Origin of the sequence: Dyella sp., assembly GCF_035685885.1 — a bacterium.
Classification (GTDB): Bacteria; Pseudomonadota; Gammaproteobacteria; order Xanthomonadales; family Rhodanobacteraceae; genus Dyella.
Map to the genome: position 1 here is coordinate 110,076 of NZ_DASRZX010000003.1, position 17,617 is coordinate 127,692.

Genomic DNA, 17,617 nt, shown 5'->3' on the forward strand with positions numbered 1-17,617 from the left:
CCCGTTTCGGGTAATTCAAGCATCAAGGTATCTGAGGTAAAGCCGCCGGGTTCGCATAGGAGTTGGAATCCTCGGCTGATGTTTTTCCCGTCTGGGGTGAACGGACGCGTACACCAATAAACGAGGAGACACCTGATGAAACGTAAGGGCTTGTACATCCTGATTGCCCTCGCCCTGGGCGGCGCAGGCGCCGTTCATGCGCAGGACAACACTTCCAGCTCGGCTCCGGAAACAACGCCCAGCTATGACGGCCGTTGGTACATCGCGCCAACTGTCGGCGGCTACTACAACGACACCGACCGCAACACCAACAGCCGCCAGTTCTATTACGGACTCGGCATCGGTCGGTTCTTCTCGCCCAACTTCTCCCTCGATTTCTTCTTCGATCGCACGAAGCGTGACCGGGATACCTACGTCAATGGTTTCACCACCAATGGCGGCAAGTGGGCGAACAACAACTGGGGCGTGGCAGCCCGTTACTACTTCGGCGAATGGACAGCATGGCGTCCGTACCTGCTCGGTGGCGTGATCGGCAGCTACCACCAGAACAGCAACGACAATGGCTGGGATCCCGCCGCTGAACTTGGCCTTGGCGTATCCAAGACCGTTACCGACAGTTCCGACATCCGCATCGAAGCGGGCTATCGCTACGACTGGGACGACAAGACCCAGCCGAGCAAGGATGGTTACGGCGACTGGTTCCTCGGCTTCAGCATCGTGTCCCGCTTCGGCGAACCTGCTGCTGCACCGGTGGTTGCCCCGCCGCCGCCGCCGCCGGATTGCTCGAAGCTCGACAGCGACGGCGATGGCGTCAACGATTGCGACGACAAGTGCCCGAACACGCCGGCCGGCACGATCGTCGGTCCGGATGGTTGCCCGCAGAAGGTCGTGATCGACTTGCGCGGTGTCAACTTCAAGTTCGATCGTCCGAAGAAGGGCGAGAAGGACATCAGCAAGTCGCTGGCCGAGCCGAGCAAGGATTCGCTCGCGGTTCTCGACCAGGCGGTCGACACCCTGCAGCGTTACCCGCAGGTCAAGGTCATGGTTGCCGGTTACACCGACAGCGTCGGTACCGACCAGTACAACCAGGGTCTGTCCGAGCGTCGCGCGAAGATCGTGTACGACTACCTCACCAGCCACGGCATCGATGCGAGCCGCCTCGAAGGGCCCGTGGGCCACGGCGAGAACGACCCGATCGATACCAACGACACGGATGCCGGTCGTGCGCGCAACCGCCGCACGGAGCTGCAGGTTCAGCAGTAATCGGACTTGTAAAAGCAGTATCGAAAAGCCCGGCGCAAGCCGGGCTTTTCTTTTTCATGCGCTTGCATAGCTGCGCATGAAGCAGGCGCGACACGTTGTCGCATCGTTGCTCGTCATCATGCGAAGAAAATTTCGCTTGCCTGAACCACGGCTCACCAACACCGTCTCTCAATGTGTGCGATGCACTTAACGGTTTTGCTACACTCCGCCGCGCTTGCGGTTTCCCGACACTTTGATCCGTACGCAAAGCAAAGGGGCGAAACAGCCTCTGGAAGTAGAAGTCAGTTTCGACGCGCGTTTTCCGTCTGGGGTGGAACGGACGCGAATACCAATAAAACAAGGAGACACCTGATGAATCGTAAGGGCTTGTATTTCCTGATTGCCCTGGCCCTGGGCGGCGTAGGTGCCGTTCACGCGCAAGACAACACCACCGGTGCGACCACGCCGAGCTATGACGGCCGCTGGTACGTCGCTCCGACCGTGGGCGGCTACTACAACGACACCGATCGCAACACCAACAGCCGTCAGGTCTATTACGGCCTGGGCGTTGGTCGTTTCATCGCCCCGAATACCTCGATCGACCTGTTCATCGATCGCACCAAGCGTGACCGCGACGACGGCGGCCGTTGGGCGAACAATAACTACGGCGTAGCCGCTCGCTTCTACTACGGCGACTGGAACGCGTGGCGTCCGTATGCCCTCGTGGGCGTGATGGGCAGCTACCACCAGAACGCAGTTGATCGCGGCTGGGCTCCGGCTGCCGAGATCGGCGGTGGCGTGTCCAAGACCATCACGGACAGCTCCGACATCCGCATCGAAGCTGGCTACCGCTACGACTGGGACGACAAGACCCAGCCGGCCAAGAACGGTTACGGCGACTGGTTCCTTGGCTTCAGCCTCGTGTCGCGCTTCGGCGAGCCGGCTGCGGCTCCGGTCGCGGCAACCCCGCCGCCGGCTGCTCCGGACTGCTCGAAGCTCGACAGCGATGGCGACGGCGTCAACGATTGCGATGACAAGTGCCCGAACACGCCGGCCGGAACGATCGTCGGTCCGGATGGTTGCCCGCAGAAGGTCGTGATCGACCTGCGCGGCGTGAACTTCAAGTTCGACCGTCCGAAGAAGGGCGAGACCGACATCAAGAAGGCGCTGGCTGAGCCGTCCGCCGACTCGATCGCCGTTCTCGACCAGGCTGTCGACACCCTGCAGCGTTACCCGCAGGTCAAGGTCACGGTTGCCGGCTACACCGACTCGGTCGGTAAGGACGCCTACAACCAGGATCTGTCCGAGCGTCGCGCCAAGATCGTGTACGACTACCTGACCGGTCATGGCGTCGCCGCCAGCCGTCTGGAAGGTCCGCTCGGTCACGGCAAGAACGACCCGATCGACAGCAACGACACGGATGCTGGCCGCGCCCGCAATCGTCGTACGGAGCTGCAGGTCCAGCAGTAATCGGACTTGCAAACGCAGTACCGAAAAGCCCGGCGCAAGCCGGGCTTTTCTTTTGGCGCACCGGGTGAGGGATCGCCTACCATGGCGCTGTTGATTGCTTATCGCTGGGCTGTCCATGCGTTCTTCCCGTCCTCGTCCATCCGCAGCTTCCACCGCCGCGCCGCGCCATGGTCTGGCGCGCGTGTTGAGCAAGCTTGGCGTGTGCTCGCGTAGCCAGGCCGAGAAGGCGGTGCGCGAGGGTAGGGTAAGTGTCGACGGCAAAGTGGTACTCGACCCGGAGCGTCCCACCGACGCACAGCGGCAACGCATCCTGCTCGACAACGAACCCGTGGTGTCGGCGGCACGCGTCTACATCGCACTCAACAAGCCACGTGGCATCGTGACCAGCGCGTCGGATGAACGTGGGCGCGACACCGTCTACGATCTGTTGAAAGAAGCGGGACTACCGTGGCTTGGACCGGTCGGGCGACTGGACAAGGCGAGCGAAGGCCTGCTGTTGCTGAGCAACGACAGCGTGTGGGCGGCTCGGCTTACCGAGCCCAGGTATCACGTCGACAAGACCTATCACGTGCAGATCGACTGCATACCTGAGCAGGTGCTGCTGGATCGGCTGACGGCAGGTGTGGTCGACCAGGGCGAACGTCTGGCCGCGCGACGTGCCGTGCTATTGCGTAGCGGCGAGAAGAACGCGTGGCTGGAAATCGTGTTGGACGAAGGCCGCAACCGGCATATTCGCCGCTTGCTGCAGGCGCATGACATTGCCGTGCTGCGACTGATGCGCGTGGCGATTGGATCGCTGGCGCTGGGCGAGCTTGGCAAGGGGCAGTGGCGGCACCTGAGCACCGAAGAGGTGCAGGCGCTGACTGCAACCTAAGCCCGGCTGCAGGAGTGCACGCTGTGCGACAAGCCTGCGCAGCGGTGACGCCGCAACACCCGTCGCGCACAGCGTGCGCTCCTGCAGGGGAGTGGCAGTCGTTTAGATCACGCCGAGCTTCTTGCCTACCTTGGTGAACGCCGCAATCGCCTGGTCGAGATGTTCGCGCGTATGCGCTGCACTCATCTGCGTGCGGATGCGCGCCTGACCTTGCGGGACCACCGGATAGAAGAAACCGGTGACATAGATGCCTTCGTCCAGCAGTTCGGCAGCCATGGCCTGGGCCTTCTTGGCGTCGTAGATCATCACCGGGACGATCGGATGCACGCCGGGCTTGATGTCGAAGCCCGTCTTGGTCATCTGCTCGCGGAAGTAGCGCGTGTTTTCCTTGACCTGGTCACGCAGGTCGCCCGCAGCGGCGAGCATGTCCAATACCTTGGTGCCCGCGGCCACCACGTGCGGAGGCAGCGAGTTGGAGAACAGGTAGGGGCGCGAGCGCTGGCGCAGCATCTCGATGACTTCGCGCGGGCCGGTGGTGAAGCCGCCCAGTGCGCCGCCGAGCGCCTTGCCCAGCGTGCCGGTGATGATGTTGATCTTGTTGAGAACGCCTTTGACTTCAGCCGAGCCGCGGCCGGTGTCGCCGAGGAAACCGGTGCAATGGCATTCGTCGATGTGCACGAGCGCGTTGTACTTCTCTGCCAACGCGGTGATCTCGTCCAGCGGGGCGATGAAGCCGTCCATCGAGAACGCGCCATCGGTGGTGATCAGCTTGGTGCGTGCGCCAGCAGCATCGGCAGCCTGCAACTGTTTCTCCAGGTCGGCCATGTCGCAATTGGCGTAGCGGAAACGCTTGGCCTTGCAAAGGCGGATGCCGTCGATGATGGAGGCATGATTCAGCGCATCGGAGATGATCGCGTCTTCCTCACCCAGCAGCGGTTCGAACAGGCCGCCGTTGGCGTCGAAGCAGGCGGCATAGAGGATGGTGTCCTCCGTGCCGAAGAAGTCGGCGATCTTCTTTTCCAACTGCTTGTGCAGATCCTGCGTGCCGCAGATGAAGCGCACCGAAGCCATGCCGAAGCCATGGGTATCCAGCGCCTCCTTGGCGGCCTGGATCACGTCCGGATGATCGGCGAGGCCGAGGTAGTTGTTGGCGCAGAAATTGAGCACTTCCTTGCCGCTGTCGAGGCGGATCTTCGCCGACTGCGGCGAGACGATGATGCGCTCGGCCTTGAACAGGCCCTGCTCACGGATGGATTCGAGTTCGGCGGCGAAGCGCGACTGGCCGGGGTAGCTCATGGGGGACGTTCCCGCTGGGTCAAAAGGCTATTTTGATCCCTCGAAGGCGGACTGTGAAGGAACTGCGCAGCGGGGAGTGAGTCCGGGGTCTCTCCGGCAGCTCATTCTCGGTAGCGGGATGGTTCTTGCCCGTCATTCCGGCGCAGGCCGAAATCCATTAGCGGATGAGGATGGTTGTCGCGAAAGCGAGACCGCTCAGCTCATCACGAAACTCCTCAACCGAGGCGACTGGATTCCGGCCTGCGCCGGAATGACGGGCGTGGGGTCGTGCAAAGCGGCCTCAGCCTTGGTGCAGACCAAACTCCACCCGCGTCGTCTTGCCTTTGTCGTCGATGCCCTTGGTGTCCAGCACCGGGGACTTCAGCGACACGCGCTTGTCGTCCAGCTTGCCCTTCAGCCATGCCTGCACCGCGGCTGCGCGACGCTGCGCGAGATCGCGCATGGCGGCATCGTCGACAGAGACATTGGTTTCCATGAGGCTGCGCATCTCATCCGGTTCGAGCGACTTCTTGAGGCCAATGATGTTTTTCGGCTTGCCCTTGAAGTCGTCATCCTTGTAGGCGCGCTTGAGGTACTTCTCGTACTCGTCCGGCGTGACGTTGACGGCAGCGAGCGCCGCGTCCGAGGTGTCGGCGTTCTTGCCATCCTGGTCGAGGGCCTTCTGGCGGCGGACCATGTTGTCCACCGTCACCTTGCGCAGGCCGTCCTGATCCTTCGACGGATCGACGCGGCCGATGATGTCGAGATTCAGCGAGGTCTTCTGGGTGAGCATGGCAACGACCTTGCCCAGCCGCTCCTGCGCGTTCTTGTCGAGCACGGCCGAGCCGGCATCGAATTCCACGTAGCCCAGGTCCTCATGATTGCCGCCGCCGAACGCAGCACCGAGCAGGCGGAAGGGCGCCGTGACCGCCTTGGCGATGAGATTGCCGATGGCGCGCCAGATCAGGCCGCCCATGCTGAATTGAGGATCGTCCAGCGAGCCGGACACGGGCACATCGACGTCGATGTTGCCCTGGGTGTCCCGCAGCAGCGCCACGGCCAGCTTCACCGGAAGATGCTGGATGCCGGGGCTTTCATCGCGGTCGCCGAAGGTCAGCTGGGTGATGAAGATGTGGTTGTCGGCGTTGAGCTTGCGCTGGTCCAGCATGTAATGGACGTCCATCGTCAGCTTGCCGCCGGTAATGGGATAGCCCGTGTACTTGGTGGAATACGCGCTCAAGCCGGTCAGTTCCACTTCGTTGGCTTTGCCCTTGATGTCGAGGAAGGCCACCGGTTGCAGCGGATTGATGGTGCCGTCGATGTCGACCGGCGAGTTGTCGTTGAGCGCCGCCTGCACGGACAGTTCCGCCGGAGGATCGCCGGGCTTGGTGCCGAAGGCGCCGATCTTGCCGGTGACCTTGGTGAGGTTGGCGGTGTAGTTCGGCTTGATGAAGTTGTCGGTGTAGTTGAGCTGCCCATTGACCAGGGTGACACCGCCAAGGTGGATGTCCGCCGGTGGTGTGCTCGATGCCGTCGCCGGTGCGACCGCAACCGTCTTGGTTTGCGGGCCGGGCTTTAAGACAGGCGCCAGCGGTGGTGCGGGTTGCGTGGGCGCAGGCTTGCCGGGCGCGGCGGGCTGTTCATTGGCGGTGCGCGTCACCGAAACCGGCGCGGCCTCGGGGTTCGCCACCACCTCGGAGAGATTCAGCGTGCCGTTGGCATTGACGATCATGCGCGCATAGAACGAACTGAGCACCAGGCTGCCCACATACATGCGCGGCGCGCCGGTGCCGTAGGAGGCGTCGAGGCTGCTCGCGCTCAGCGTGCGCCAGCGCAGGAAATCATCGCCCGTGAGCTTGTCCTGGATACGTACCTGCTCGAGCGCGGCGTTGCCCTTGTAGGTGATCTTGGGATCCGCGCCGCGACCGTCGTAATGCAGCTTGCCGCTGCTGGTGATGCGAGCGCTGGAGATGGTGACGTTGAGCGGCACGCTGATGTACGGCTGGAAGGTGGCGATGTCCAGCCGCTTGGTGTCGAGCTGGATATCGGCCAGGGCAGGGATGGGCTGCACCTTGCCGTTCGCGGTAAAGGAGCCCTTGCCGACCGTGCCGGACAGCTTCATATCGCGAGGCTCGTTGAGCTTGTCGCTCAGGTTGTCCATGCCGCCACTGAGCGAGTCGATCTTGATCTTCACCGGCGTGTCGCCGGTGGCCATGTCGGTAAAGGCGACCGCGGCGTTTTCGAACACCAGATGCGCGATGCTCCAGTGCCACGGCGGTTTTGCGGCGGTCTTCCTGCTCGATGCGCCCTTGGCGGCGAACAGGTCCACCAGGCTGATGTACTTGTTGCTGTTGCGCTGCACGTCCAGCGCAAGCCCTGATGCCTTCACCGTGCCGAGCTGTGCCTGCTGCGACGCGAGATCAACCTGCGCGATCTCTGCTTCCAGCGTCTTCCAGGCAACCGGCGAGCCGTGTCCCTTGAACTGCGGCTCCATCGCGAACTGGGTGACCGTCGCGTGCGCATCGGAAAAATGCACGTTGAACGGCGTGCTCCAATCCACCTGCAACTGTCCGTTGGCGTCGAGCTCGCCGTCGGTCAGGCGAGCATTGATGCCCTGGTACGTGGCGGCCTGCAACGGGGCCATGTCGACCTGCTTCAGGCTGAGTGCGGCCACCAGCTTGCTCTTGGCCAGGTCCACCGTGCCCTTCATGCCAATGTCGCCGCCGAAGAACTGAGCCGTCACATCCAGCTTCGACACCGGTGCGGCCTGCAGGCTCAACCCCTGCATGCTGCCGCGCAGGTTGCCCAGGTCGATCTTGCTGCCCGCGGCATCGGTGTAGTGGATGGCGCTGCCAGCGAGAGTCATCGAGGCGATGCGCAAATCGGTGGGCGTGGCCTTCTTGTCGTCCTGCGGCTTCGCTGGTGCAGCGGTCAGGCTGTCGAAGTTGCTGTGGCCGTCGGGCCCGGCGGTGTAATACAGCTGCATGCGCTCCAGCGTGAGCGCACCCAGGACGTAGCGCGATACCAGTGGCTGCACGTCGCCGAGATCGGCCGTGCCCTTGCCAAGGACGAGGATCGCTTGGCCGCTGCTGCTGTTGAGCGCGAAGTCGTCCACCACCAGCTTGCCGGTGAGCTGCAGCTGGGGTGTGGGCTTGGCCTGAACGAAATGCAGCACGAGGTCGCCGCTGAGCATGCCCTTGGGAATCGCCACCGGCAGCGTCGTCGGGGCGTAGGCTATGTAGCGGGCCAGGTCGAGTTGATCGAGGCGGAAGTTGACGGTGGACTCGCGCGTGTCCGCAAACGGCTTGGTCTGGCCTTCCACATGCAGCGGACTTCCATCCACGCTCATGGACAGCAGCGGCTTGACGAACACGTCGGTGTCGCTGGGCAGGTTGGCGATGAACGGGATGCCCAGCTCCAGCTTTTCGACGTGATGGCTGGCCTTCTGCAACTGGTCGTCGAAGACGACATCGCCGTTGTGCACGCTGATGTTGGACAGCGCAAAGCGCGTGGGCGAAGCCTTCGGGTCGGCAGGTTCGGACGCGTAGCGATCGATGATGTCGCTGAAGTTGAAACGCTGGTCCGCCGTGCGCACGATGTGGATGCGCGGATGCTGCACGGCGAGTTCATCGAGCACGGGCGCCAGCCGGAACACCGACGACCATGAGGTGTTGATGACCGCCTGGTCGATGTCCACGAAGGGCGACTTGCCGTCGCGGTCCGCAATGCGCAGCTGATCCAGCTGCACGCGCAGCGTATACGGATTGAGATGCACCGCGCCCAGTGTCACCTGGCGTTGCAGCGCTGCGCTGGCGCGCTTCTCGATTTGACTGCGGATGATGTACGGCGCCGCGAGGAAACCGAACAGGCCGAAGACCACCACCACGATGGCGGCGATCACCACCCATTTGCGGGTGCGACGCGAACGATAGACGGCCAGGGCGCGGTCGCGTCCAGCGGCCAGACGGGGGTTGCTGAAGAGATCAGCCATCCGACGATGCTCCAGTGACATCGCGTACCGACCGTGCAGCCCCCGTGGGACGCGCACTGCTTCATCCGTTCAACTTGTCGGCCGCGTTCGGGCAGTGTACTAAAAGCGGCCTTCGATCCAGCGGGGTTTTCCGCCGTTTATGCCGGCGGAGAACCCGATTATGTGATGGTTTCGTGGAAGCTCAGCTCCAGGAGCACACGACCTTGCCGCACTTGCCTGCATCCATCAGCTCGAAGCCCTTCTGGAAATCGTCGATGTGGATCTGGTGCGTAAGCACCTTCTGCAGCGGGAATCCGGTAAGCACCATCTGGGTCATCTTGTACCAGGTCTCGTACATGCGACGGCCGTAGATACCCTGCAGGGTGAGGCCCTTGAAGATGACCTTGTCCCAATCGATGCCGGCACCACGCGGCATGATGCCGAGCATGGCGATCTTGCCGCCGTGGTACATGCACTCGAGCATGTCGTTGAAGGCGCGCGGGTTGCCGCTCATTTCCAGGCCCACGTCGAAGCCCTCCATGTGCAGGTCCTTCATCACGTCCTTCAACGACTGGTTGGCCACGTTCACCACGCGCGTGGCGCCCATGTCGGCCGCCAGCTTCAGGCGGTAGTCGTTGATGTCGGTCACCACCACATTGCGCGCACCCACATGCTTGGCGATGCCCGCCGCGATGATGCCGATCGGGCCGGCGCCGGTGATCAGCACGTCCTCGCCGATCATGTCGAACTCCAGCGCGCAGTGCGCGGCGTTGCCATAAGGGTCGAAGAAGGCGGCCAGTTCGGACGGGATCTGGTCGGGGATCGGCCACAGGTTCGAGGCCGGCATGGTCATGTATTCGGCAAACGCGCCATTGCGGTTCACGCCGATGCCCACGGTGTTAGGGCACAGGTGCTGGCGGCCGGCGCGACAGTTGCGGCAGTGCCCGCACACGATGTGGCCTTCGGCCGAGACGCGGTCGCCGATCTTGTAGCCGGTGACGCCCGGGCCGATCTCCACGACACGGCCGACGAACTCATGCCCGATGGTCAGGCCCGGCTTGATGGTGCGCTGGGACCAGTCGTCCCACTTGTAGATGTGCAGGTCGGTGCCGCAGATCGCGGTCTTCTCCATCTTGATCAGCACCTCGTTGGGGCCGACCTCGGGAACGGGCACTTCTTCCATCCAGATGCCCTGCTCGGGCTTGCGCTTGACCAGGGCTTTCATCATCTGAGGCATGGGATTTCCGTGGGGAAGGGCGGGAAAACGGACATTATAGGAGGCGGGCCAACCCGCCCGCTTCGTGCAGTGCAGCGTTGCCTCAGGTCCCCGGCGGGGCTAAGGTCGCAATTTTTTGCGATCACCCGGCTTGGGGAATGGAATGAACCGTTTGAAATCGAGGCTGCTGGCCGCAGCCCTGGGACTGGCCATGACGACCGCCGCTCAAGCCGATGAAGGCATGTGGATGCCTTCCCAGTTGCCCGCGATAGGCAAGCAGCTGCGCGCTGCAGGCTTCCAGGGCAACCCCGCGGACCTCGCCGACCTCACCAGGGCGCCGCTCAACGCCGTGGTGAAGGTGGGTGGCGCCACCGGCTCGTTCGTCAGCAGCGATGGCCTGGTGCTCACCAACCACCACGTGGCCTTCGGCGTCATCCAGTACAACAGCAACGCCGAGCGCGACCTCATCCAGAACGGTTTCGTCTCGCATGATCGCACGGAGGAATTGCCGGCCAATCCGGACTTCCGCCTGCGCGTCACCACCGGCTTCGACAAGATCACCGACAAGGTGCTCGGCGCCGCCAAGGGCAAGACTGGCCGCGCCTATTACGAAGCCGTCGACGCCGCCAGCAAGGCGCTGGTGGCGGAGTGCGAGCGCGAGCCGGGCCTGCGTTGCAGCGTGGTCAACATGTTCTACGGCCGCGATTTCTATCTGGTGAAGCAGCTGGAGCTGCGCGACGTGCGCCTGGTTTACGCGCCGCCGCGCGCCATCGGCAACTATGGCGACGAAGTGGACAACTTCGTGTGGCCGCGCCACGCGGGCGACTTCACCATCCTGCGCGCCTATGTCGGGCCCGACGGCAAGCCTGCGGACTACGCCAAGGAAAACCTGCCATATCACCCGCCGGCGCACCTGCAGATCGCCACGCAGGGCGTGCATGAGGGCGACTTCGTGATGCTGGCCGGTTATCCCGGCATCACCTACCGCCACCGCACGGCGTCCGAGTTCGCCGACCAGGTGCAATGGCGATTGCCCAGCACGGTGGACGTGCTGCATCAGCTGCAGGAAGTGATCGAAGAGGCCGGGCACGACGATCGCCAGGCGGGCATCCGCTATGCCTCGCAACTGCAATCGCTCAAGAACAACATCAAGCGCTTCAGCGGCGAGCTGGAGGGCCTCAAGCGCAGTGACGCCGTCGCCGTCCGCCGCAAGGACGAGGACGCCATGCTGGCGTGGCTTGTCACCCAGCCATCCGCTGCCACGCTGCAACCCCGGATCAATGAAGTGACGCGATTGATCGCCGCTGGCAATGCCACGCGTGAACGCGATCTGCTGCTGGCGGTGATGCAGTCGCAGACGCAGTTGATGCGTTCGGCACTGACGTTGCAGCGCGTTGCCCATGAACGCGCCAAGCCCGATGCGCAGCGTGAATCCGGCTACCAGCAGCGCGACGAAGACCTTACTTCCGGCATGTTGCGACAGGTGCAGCGTCGCTATGATCCGAAGGTGGAGAAGCAACTGCTTACCGCGATCCTGCTGCGCTACCAGAAGTTGCCCGATGCACAACGCCTGCCCGAATTCGACGCTGCCTTTGGCCGCACGCCAGCAGAATTGGCAGGCACGCTGGACAGGATCTACGCGACCACGACCCTGGGTGACGAAGCGCAGCGGCTGCATTGGCTGAAGGCCGAACCTGCGGAGCTGGCCAAGTCCGACGACGCCTTGCTCCTGCTCGCTGCGAAGCTGCAGCCCGCGTTGTTGCGTACCGAGGAGGAACGCAAGACGCGTGAAGGCGACCTGTTGCGCCTGCGGCCCGCGTACATGGATGCGCTGATCGCCTATCGCGAGAAGCTGGGCCGCGCGGTGTATCCCGATGCCAACGGCACGCTGCGCGTGAGCTACGGCAAGGTCACGCCGCTGCAGGCGCGCGACGCCGTGGTCTACAGCCCATTGACCACCACGGCAGGCATCGTGGAGAAGAACACAGGCGCGGAACCGTTCGACGCGCCCAAGCCGTTGCTCGATGCCATCGCGCGTGGCGACTACGCCGGCTATGCAGACACCAAGACTGGCGCGATGCCGGTGGATTTCCTCAGCAACCTCGACACCACCGGCGGCAATTCGGGCTCGCCGGTGCTCAATGCCAAGGGTGAGCTGGTCGGCCTCAACTTCGACAGCAACTGGGAAGCGGTGAGTGCAAGCTGGATGTTCGACCCGCGCTACAAGCGAGCCATCCACGTCGACCTTCGCTACATGCGCTGGCTGATGGACAAGGTGTATCCAGCACCGCAGCTGCTGAAGGAATTGGGCGTTCCCGCGCCGCGATAGTTCCCTTGCAGGAATGCACCCAGTGCGCGACGGGTGCATTGGCTTCAACGCTCCGTCGGCTTGTCGCGCACTGGATGCGCTCCTACAGTTCGAGGTAAGGCCATCGTCGGACACGTCGCATCGTGTGTGGGAGCGCACCTTGTGCGCGATCGCAGCGCAAAAAAGCTTCACCGCCACCTTGGCTCGTCGCGCACCATGCGCGCTCCCACAACGGCCCGCGAGTTGCACCGTACAATGCCCCGCATGCCGATCGATCAGCGCCCGCTCGCCGTATTCCTGATGGGCCCGACCGCGTCGGGCAAGACCGCGCTTGCCTGCGCGCTCAGCGAGCGGTTCCCGGTGGAGTTGATCAGTGTCGACTCAGCGCTGGTCTATCGCGGCTTGGACATTGGCTCAGCCAAGCCTGATGCAGCCACGCTGGCGCGTTACCCGCATCAGCTGATCGATATCCGCGATCCGGCGCAACCGTATTCGGCGGCGGACTTCCGCGCCGATGCCGTCGAGGCGATGAAACACATCACCGCGCGGGGCAGGGTGCCACTGCTCGTCGGCGGCACGGGACTCTACTTCCGCGCGCTGCAGCAGGGGCTGTCGCAGCTGCCGGAAGCCGATGCGGCGATACGCGAACGCCTCGCGGCTGAGGCGGCCATTGTCGGCTGGCCCGCCTTGCACGCGCGACTGGCCCAATGCGATGCCGCGGCGGCAGCACGCATTGGCCCGAACGATGCCCAACGCATCCAGCGAGCACTGGAAGTCATCGAGCTCACCGGGCGACCTTTGTCCGAGCTGCAGCGTGGCGGCAGCGGCGAGCGCTTTCCCTGGCGCGTACTCAAGCTCGCCCTGCTGCCTACGGATCGCGCGCCGCTGCATGCGCGCATTGCGCAGCGCTTCGATGCCATGCTGGCCGATGGTTTCCTCGATGAAATGCGCGCACTCCGTGCCCGTGGCGACCTGCATCCAGACCTGCCGGCGATACGCGCGGTGGGCTACCGGCAGGCGTGGGAGCATCTGGACGGCCAAACGGATGCCGCCGAATTCCGCGACCGGGGGATTTTCGCCACGCGTCAGCTGGCGAAGCGGCAGATCACCTGGTTACGCGGCGAACTGGATGCTCGCGTATTCGATCCCGACCGTGCCCGCTTGCGCGAGCGCGCGGAAGATGCCCTCCATCTCTTCCTTGGTGATGGCGCGCACACTTGAGCGGGGCCTTTCTAAACGTCTTTTTCACACATGAAGAAGACATGCATTTGCCCTTTCATCAACGATTTAAAAGTGGTTAATATTCCTCCATCTTGGGCCGGGACGCGCGTGCGTCTTTTCTCCGGCCCGTCGGTTTTACGAGGGGAGAACAAGAAATGTCCAAAGGGCAATCACTGCAAGACCCGTTTCTGAATGCACTGCGCCGGGAGCGCGTTCCGGTCGCCATCTACCTGGTCAATGGCATCAAGCTGCAGGGCACCATCGAGTCGTTCGACCAGTTCGTGGTGTTGCTGCGCAACCAGGTCAGCCAGATGGTCTACAAGCACGCCATCTCCACCGTGGTCCCCAGCCGCAACGTGCGCGTGGGCAACGGCCATGACGGCCATGGCGAAGGCGCGCTGCCCGCGTCCGACACCGAAGGTTGATTCGACGGACCAGGCGACCCATGTGAGAGGGAAGGCGACGGGCCGGCATCGCGCTAGGGCGTGACGGCATCTCGACTTACACTTTCCGCTCCAGCCTCGCCGCGGGCCATCGTCCGTGGCGAGGCGTCCTGCTACAGGTCCCTCCTCATCCGTGTTTGATCGTCAAAAGAAAGGCGAACGCGCCCTCCTGGTCCTCCCGCACTCGCGCGGTGACGGTGATTCGGTGCGGCGCGCCGAAGAATTCGCCGAGCTGGTCAAGTCAGCCGGCGCCGAGATCCTGGGCAGCATCAGCGCCCGCATCGACGTGCCCAATCCGCGCTACTACATCGGCACCGGCAAGGCTGACGAGGTGGCCGAAGCCGCGCGCGCCATGGGCGCCGACCTGGTGCTGGTCGACCACCTGCTGTCGCCGGTGCAGGAGCGCAACCTCGAAAAGCTGCTCAATATCCGTGTGGTCGACCGCGCCGGGCTGATCCTGGACATCTTCGCCCAGCGCGCTCGGTCGCACGAAGGCAAGCTGGAAGTGGAGCTGGCCCAGCTCAAGCACCTGGCCACTCGCCTGGTGCGCGGCTGGACCCACCTTGACGCCCAGCGCGGCGGCGCCATCGGTAACCGCGGCCCGGGCGAAACCCAGCTGGAAACCGACCGCCGCCTGCTGGCCGAGCGCGTGAAGATGCTCACCAAGCGGCTGGAGAAAGTGCAAACCCAGCGCGTCCAGCAGCGCCGGGCGCGCCTGCGCAACACGGTGCCGCGCGTGGCCCTGGTGGGTTACACAAACGCAGGCAAGTCCACTCTTTTCAACGCGTTGACCGAAGGCGAGGTGTTCGCCGCCGACCTGCTGTTCGCCACGCTGGACCCGACCGTGCGCAAGCTCGACGGCTTGTCCTGCGGCCCGACGGTACTGGCCGACACCGTGGGTTTCGTGCGCGAACTGCCGCATGACCTGGTAGCCGCCTTCCGCGGCACGCTGGCCGAGGCGCGCGATGCCGACCTCTTGCTGCACGTGAGCGATGCGGCTGACGAGGAGCGCGAGCGCCTCGCACGCGTGGTCGACGGCGTGCTGGAAGAGATCGACGCTGGTGACCTGCCGCAGCTGCGGGTGATGAACAAGATCGACCTGGCCGGGACGGAGCCGCGCATCGACCGCGATGCGGAGGGGCGCCCCACGGCCGTATGGCTATCCGCCGCCCGCGGGGAAGGCCTGGACCTGCTGCGCCAGGCCCTGGGCGAGTTGCTCGGTGGCGATCGCGTGCAGTCCGAACTGCGCTTGCCACATTCCGCCGGCCGCCTGCATGCACGGCTCAAGGCGGCGGGTGCCATCGCCGGTGAGGAAGTGGACGAGGACGGTTGGCGCCTGAATATCGATGCGCCGAGGAGCGTGCTCGCCCCGCTGAGTGGCGGAAATGCCGCCGAGGCCGCATTGCTGCGCGACCTGCTGGGTGTTCCGGAAGAACAGGAAGCCCTGTAGGCACCCAGCCTGCGAAAGGAACTGGCGGTGCGCGAAACGCCTATGGGACGGTATGCCTCCACTCTGCGGTCGCGCACCGACTGCGCTCCTATGAGGTGGGGCCATCGCACTGGACAGGGGGAGGAATCCCCCGGCAGCTCTGTTAGAATGGTCGCTGTTTGTGCGGCCATCCGGGCCTGGGCGACACACTTGCCACGACAAGCACCCGAGACCATGTCCAAACCTGTTCAACGCGCTTTCCGGCCAACGCAGCCGGCCTCCCAGCGGCCTCAAGGAGACTGACCATGGCCTGGAACGAACCCGGTAGCGGGCAACGTGATCCCTGGGGCAAGAACCGGCCCACCGGCAACAAGCCGGGGCTGGACGACATCCTCAAGCAGGTGCGCGAGCGCTTCGGCAGGCTGGGCGGCGGTGCGGGTGGCATCTTCACCATCCTGCTGGCTTTCGTGCTGGTGTGGCTGGTGATGAGCAGCTACACCATCGTGGACGCACGCCAGGCCGGCGTCGTGCTGCGCTTCGGCAAGTTCTCGCGCACTCTGCAGCCGGGCTTCCACCTGAAGCTTCCGCGCCCGATCGAGACTGTCACCAAGGTCGGCACCACCGAGATCCGCTCGGTATCGGACAAGGTGCGCATGCTGACCAGCGACGAGAACATCATCTCGGTCGACTTCAACGTGCAGTACCAGGTATCCGATGCACGCAAATACCTGTTCTCGCTGAGCGGCCCGCCGGAAGACACGCTGCGCCAGGCCGCCGAGGCCGCGGTGCGCACGGTGGTGGGTGCCAACATCATGGATAACATCCTCACCAGCCAGGGCAGCGAGCAGGGGACGGCCGCCGCGCCGGCCACGCCCAGCACGGCAGCCACGGTGCCGGTGGCATCCGTGCCCGCCACGCCCGCTGCCGCCGTACGTGACACGTTGCAGCAGCAGACGCGCGAGATCCTGCAGGCCACGCTCAACGAGTACGACTCGGGGCTGATGGTTACCGATGTGAGCTTCCAGAACGTGGCGCCGCCACAGGAAGTGAAGGACGCCTTCGACGACGTCAACGCCGCGCGCGAAGACAAGCAGGGCACCGAGAACAACGCACGCGCTTATTCCAGCCAGGTCGTGCCGGTGGCACGCGGCGACGCGGCACGCATTTCCGCCGAGGCGCAGGGCTACAACGCGCAGCGCGTGGCCATCGCCACCGGCGAGGCGGCCCGCTTCAACCTCATCCTCAAGGAATACAAGGCCGCGCCGGACGTCACCCGCCGCCGCCTGTGGCTGGAAACGGTCGAGGACGTGATGTCCAACAATCCCAAGGTGCTGGACGGTTCCGGCGGCCGCAACATGATCTATCTGCCGCTTGACCGCGCCACCGGCAAGGACGTCCCGGGCGTGGGCGCGGTGATGCAGTCGGCAGGCAACGACAACGTGGCCGGCAAGGAGAAGCAGCCATGAAGTTCGTCTCCGGCATCATTGCCGTGCTGCTCGTCCTGATCGGCTTCAACAGCCTGTACGTGGTGCATGAGGGCCAGACCGCCCTGGTGCTGCAGTTCGGCCGGATCGTCCGCACCAGCGACGCACCGGGCCTGCACGCGAAACTGCCGTTCGTGCAGCAGGTGATGGCTTTCGACAACCGCATCCTCACGCTGGAGGCGCAGCCCGAGCGCTACTTCACTTCCGAGAAGAAGAGCGTCAACGTCGATTTCTACGTGAAGTGGCGCATCGCCGATAACGCCGCCTATTACCGCGCCACCGCCGGCGACGAGCTGCAGGCGGCCAACCGCCTCACGCCCATCGTGAAGGATGCGCTGCGCTTTGAGTTCAACGGCCGCACGCTGCAGGAACTGGTTTCGGCCGGCCGCAAGGACGTCACCGAGCGCGTGCGCAAGCAGACCGATGTCGCTGCGCGCAAGAACCTCGGCATCGCCGTGGTCGACGTGCGCATCAAGCGCATCGACCTGCCGGACGAAGTGAGCGAGTCGGTTTACAAGCGCATGCGCGCCGAACGTGCGCAGTTGGCCAACGAATTGCGTTACACGGGCCAGCAGGCAGCCGAGACGATCAAGGCCGACGCCGATCGCCAGGCCCAGGTCATCAAGGCCGAGGCCGAGCGCGACGCGGCGAAGGTGCGTGGCGAAGGCGACGCCCAGGCGGCCGC

Annotated in this window: 12 protein-coding genes; 9 read left to right on the forward strand and 3 right to left on the reverse strand. The window is 64.2% G+C overall.

Annotation, left to right across the window (positions count from 1 at the left end):
* The first annotated feature begins 135 nt into the window (after positions 1 to 135).
* From VFG49_RS00800 to VFG49_RS00810, 3 genes are all read left to right on the forward strand, one after another.
* Positions 136 to 1,263, forward strand: a complete 1,128-nt coding sequence (locus tag VFG49_RS00800; RefSeq protein ID WP_324857402.1) for an OmpA family protein — start codon at positions 136 to 138, stop codon at positions 1,261 to 1,263.
* Positions 1,264 to 1,614: 351 nt separating this feature from the next.
* Positions 1,615 to 2,712 carry an OmpA family protein gene (locus VFG49_RS00805; protein WP_324857404.1) on the forward strand — a complete coding sequence of 366 codons (1,098 nt, stop codon included), beginning with the start codon at positions 1,615 to 1,617 and terminating at the stop codon, positions 2,710 to 2,712.
* 115 nt (positions 2,713 to 2,827) lie between these two features.
* The gene (locus tag VFG49_RS00810) at positions 2,828 to 3,586 is read left to right on the forward strand and encodes a pseudouridine synthase (protein WP_324857406.1); all 759 of its coding nucleotides are present in this window, start codon (positions 2,828 to 2,830) and stop codon (positions 3,584 to 3,586) included.
* Between the two features lie 102 nt (positions 3,587 to 3,688).
* On the opposite strand, the gene kbl is transcribed toward VFG49_RS00810, so the two are convergent.
* From kbl to tdh, 3 genes are all read right to left on the reverse strand, one after another.
* On the reverse strand, positions 3,689 to 4,882 hold the full coding sequence (gene kbl, locus VFG49_RS00815; protein ID WP_324857408.1) for a glycine C-acetyltransferase: 1,194 nt from the start codon (positions 4,880 to 4,882) through the stop codon (positions 3,689 to 3,691).
* Between the two features lie 280 nt (positions 4,883 to 5,162).
* Positions 5,163 to 8,852, reverse strand: coding sequence for a DUF748 domain-containing protein (locus VFG49_RS00820; protein WP_324857411.1), 3,690 nt, complete (start codon positions 8,850 to 8,852; stop codon positions 5,163 to 5,165).
* A 181-nt stretch (positions 8,853 to 9,033) separates the two neighbouring features.
* Positions 9,034 to 10,068, reverse strand: a complete 1,035-nt coding sequence (tdh, locus tag VFG49_RS00825) for an L-threonine 3-dehydrogenase (RefSeq protein WP_324857413.1) — start codon at positions 10,066 to 10,068, stop codon at positions 9,034 to 9,036.
* A gap of 142 nt (positions 10,069 to 10,210) precedes the next feature.
* Here tdh and VFG49_RS00830 point away from each other — a divergent pair, with 142 nt between their 5' ends.
* From VFG49_RS00830 to VFG49_RS00855, 6 genes are all read left to right on the forward strand, one after another.
* Positions 10,211 to 12,376, forward strand: coding sequence for a S46 family peptidase (locus VFG49_RS00830; protein ID WP_324857415.1), 2,166 nt, complete (start codon positions 10,211 to 10,213; stop codon positions 12,374 to 12,376).
* Between the two features lie 243 nt (positions 12,377 to 12,619).
* Positions 12,620 to 13,576, forward strand: coding sequence for a tRNA (adenosine(37)-N6)-dimethylallyltransferase MiaA (gene miaA / locus VFG49_RS00835; RefSeq protein WP_324857417.1), 957 nt, complete (start codon positions 12,620 to 12,622; stop codon positions 13,574 to 13,576).
* Between the two features lie 155 nt (positions 13,577 to 13,731).
* Complete coding sequence (hfq, locus tag VFG49_RS00840; protein WP_324857419.1) at positions 13,732 to 14,001, forward strand: RNA chaperone Hfq; 270 nt, start codon at positions 13,732 to 13,734, stop codon at positions 13,999 to 14,001.
* A gap of 151 nt (positions 14,002 to 14,152) precedes the next feature.
* Entirely contained in the window at positions 14,153 to 15,469 is a 1,317-nt protein-coding gene (gene hflX / locus VFG49_RS00845) for a ribosome rescue GTPase HflX (protein WP_324857421.1), read from the forward strand.
* Between the two features lie 284 nt (positions 15,470 to 15,753).
* Complete coding sequence (gene hflK, locus VFG49_RS00850) at positions 15,754 to 16,914, forward strand: FtsH protease activity modulator HflK (RefSeq protein WP_324857423.1); 1,161 nt, start codon at positions 15,754 to 15,756, stop codon at positions 16,912 to 16,914.
* The coding region (locus tag VFG49_RS00855) for a protease modulator HflC (RefSeq protein WP_324857425.1) at positions 16,911 to 17,617 on the forward strand (707 nt) is incomplete at its 3' end. The genes hflK and VFG49_RS00855, both read left to right, overlap by 4 nt.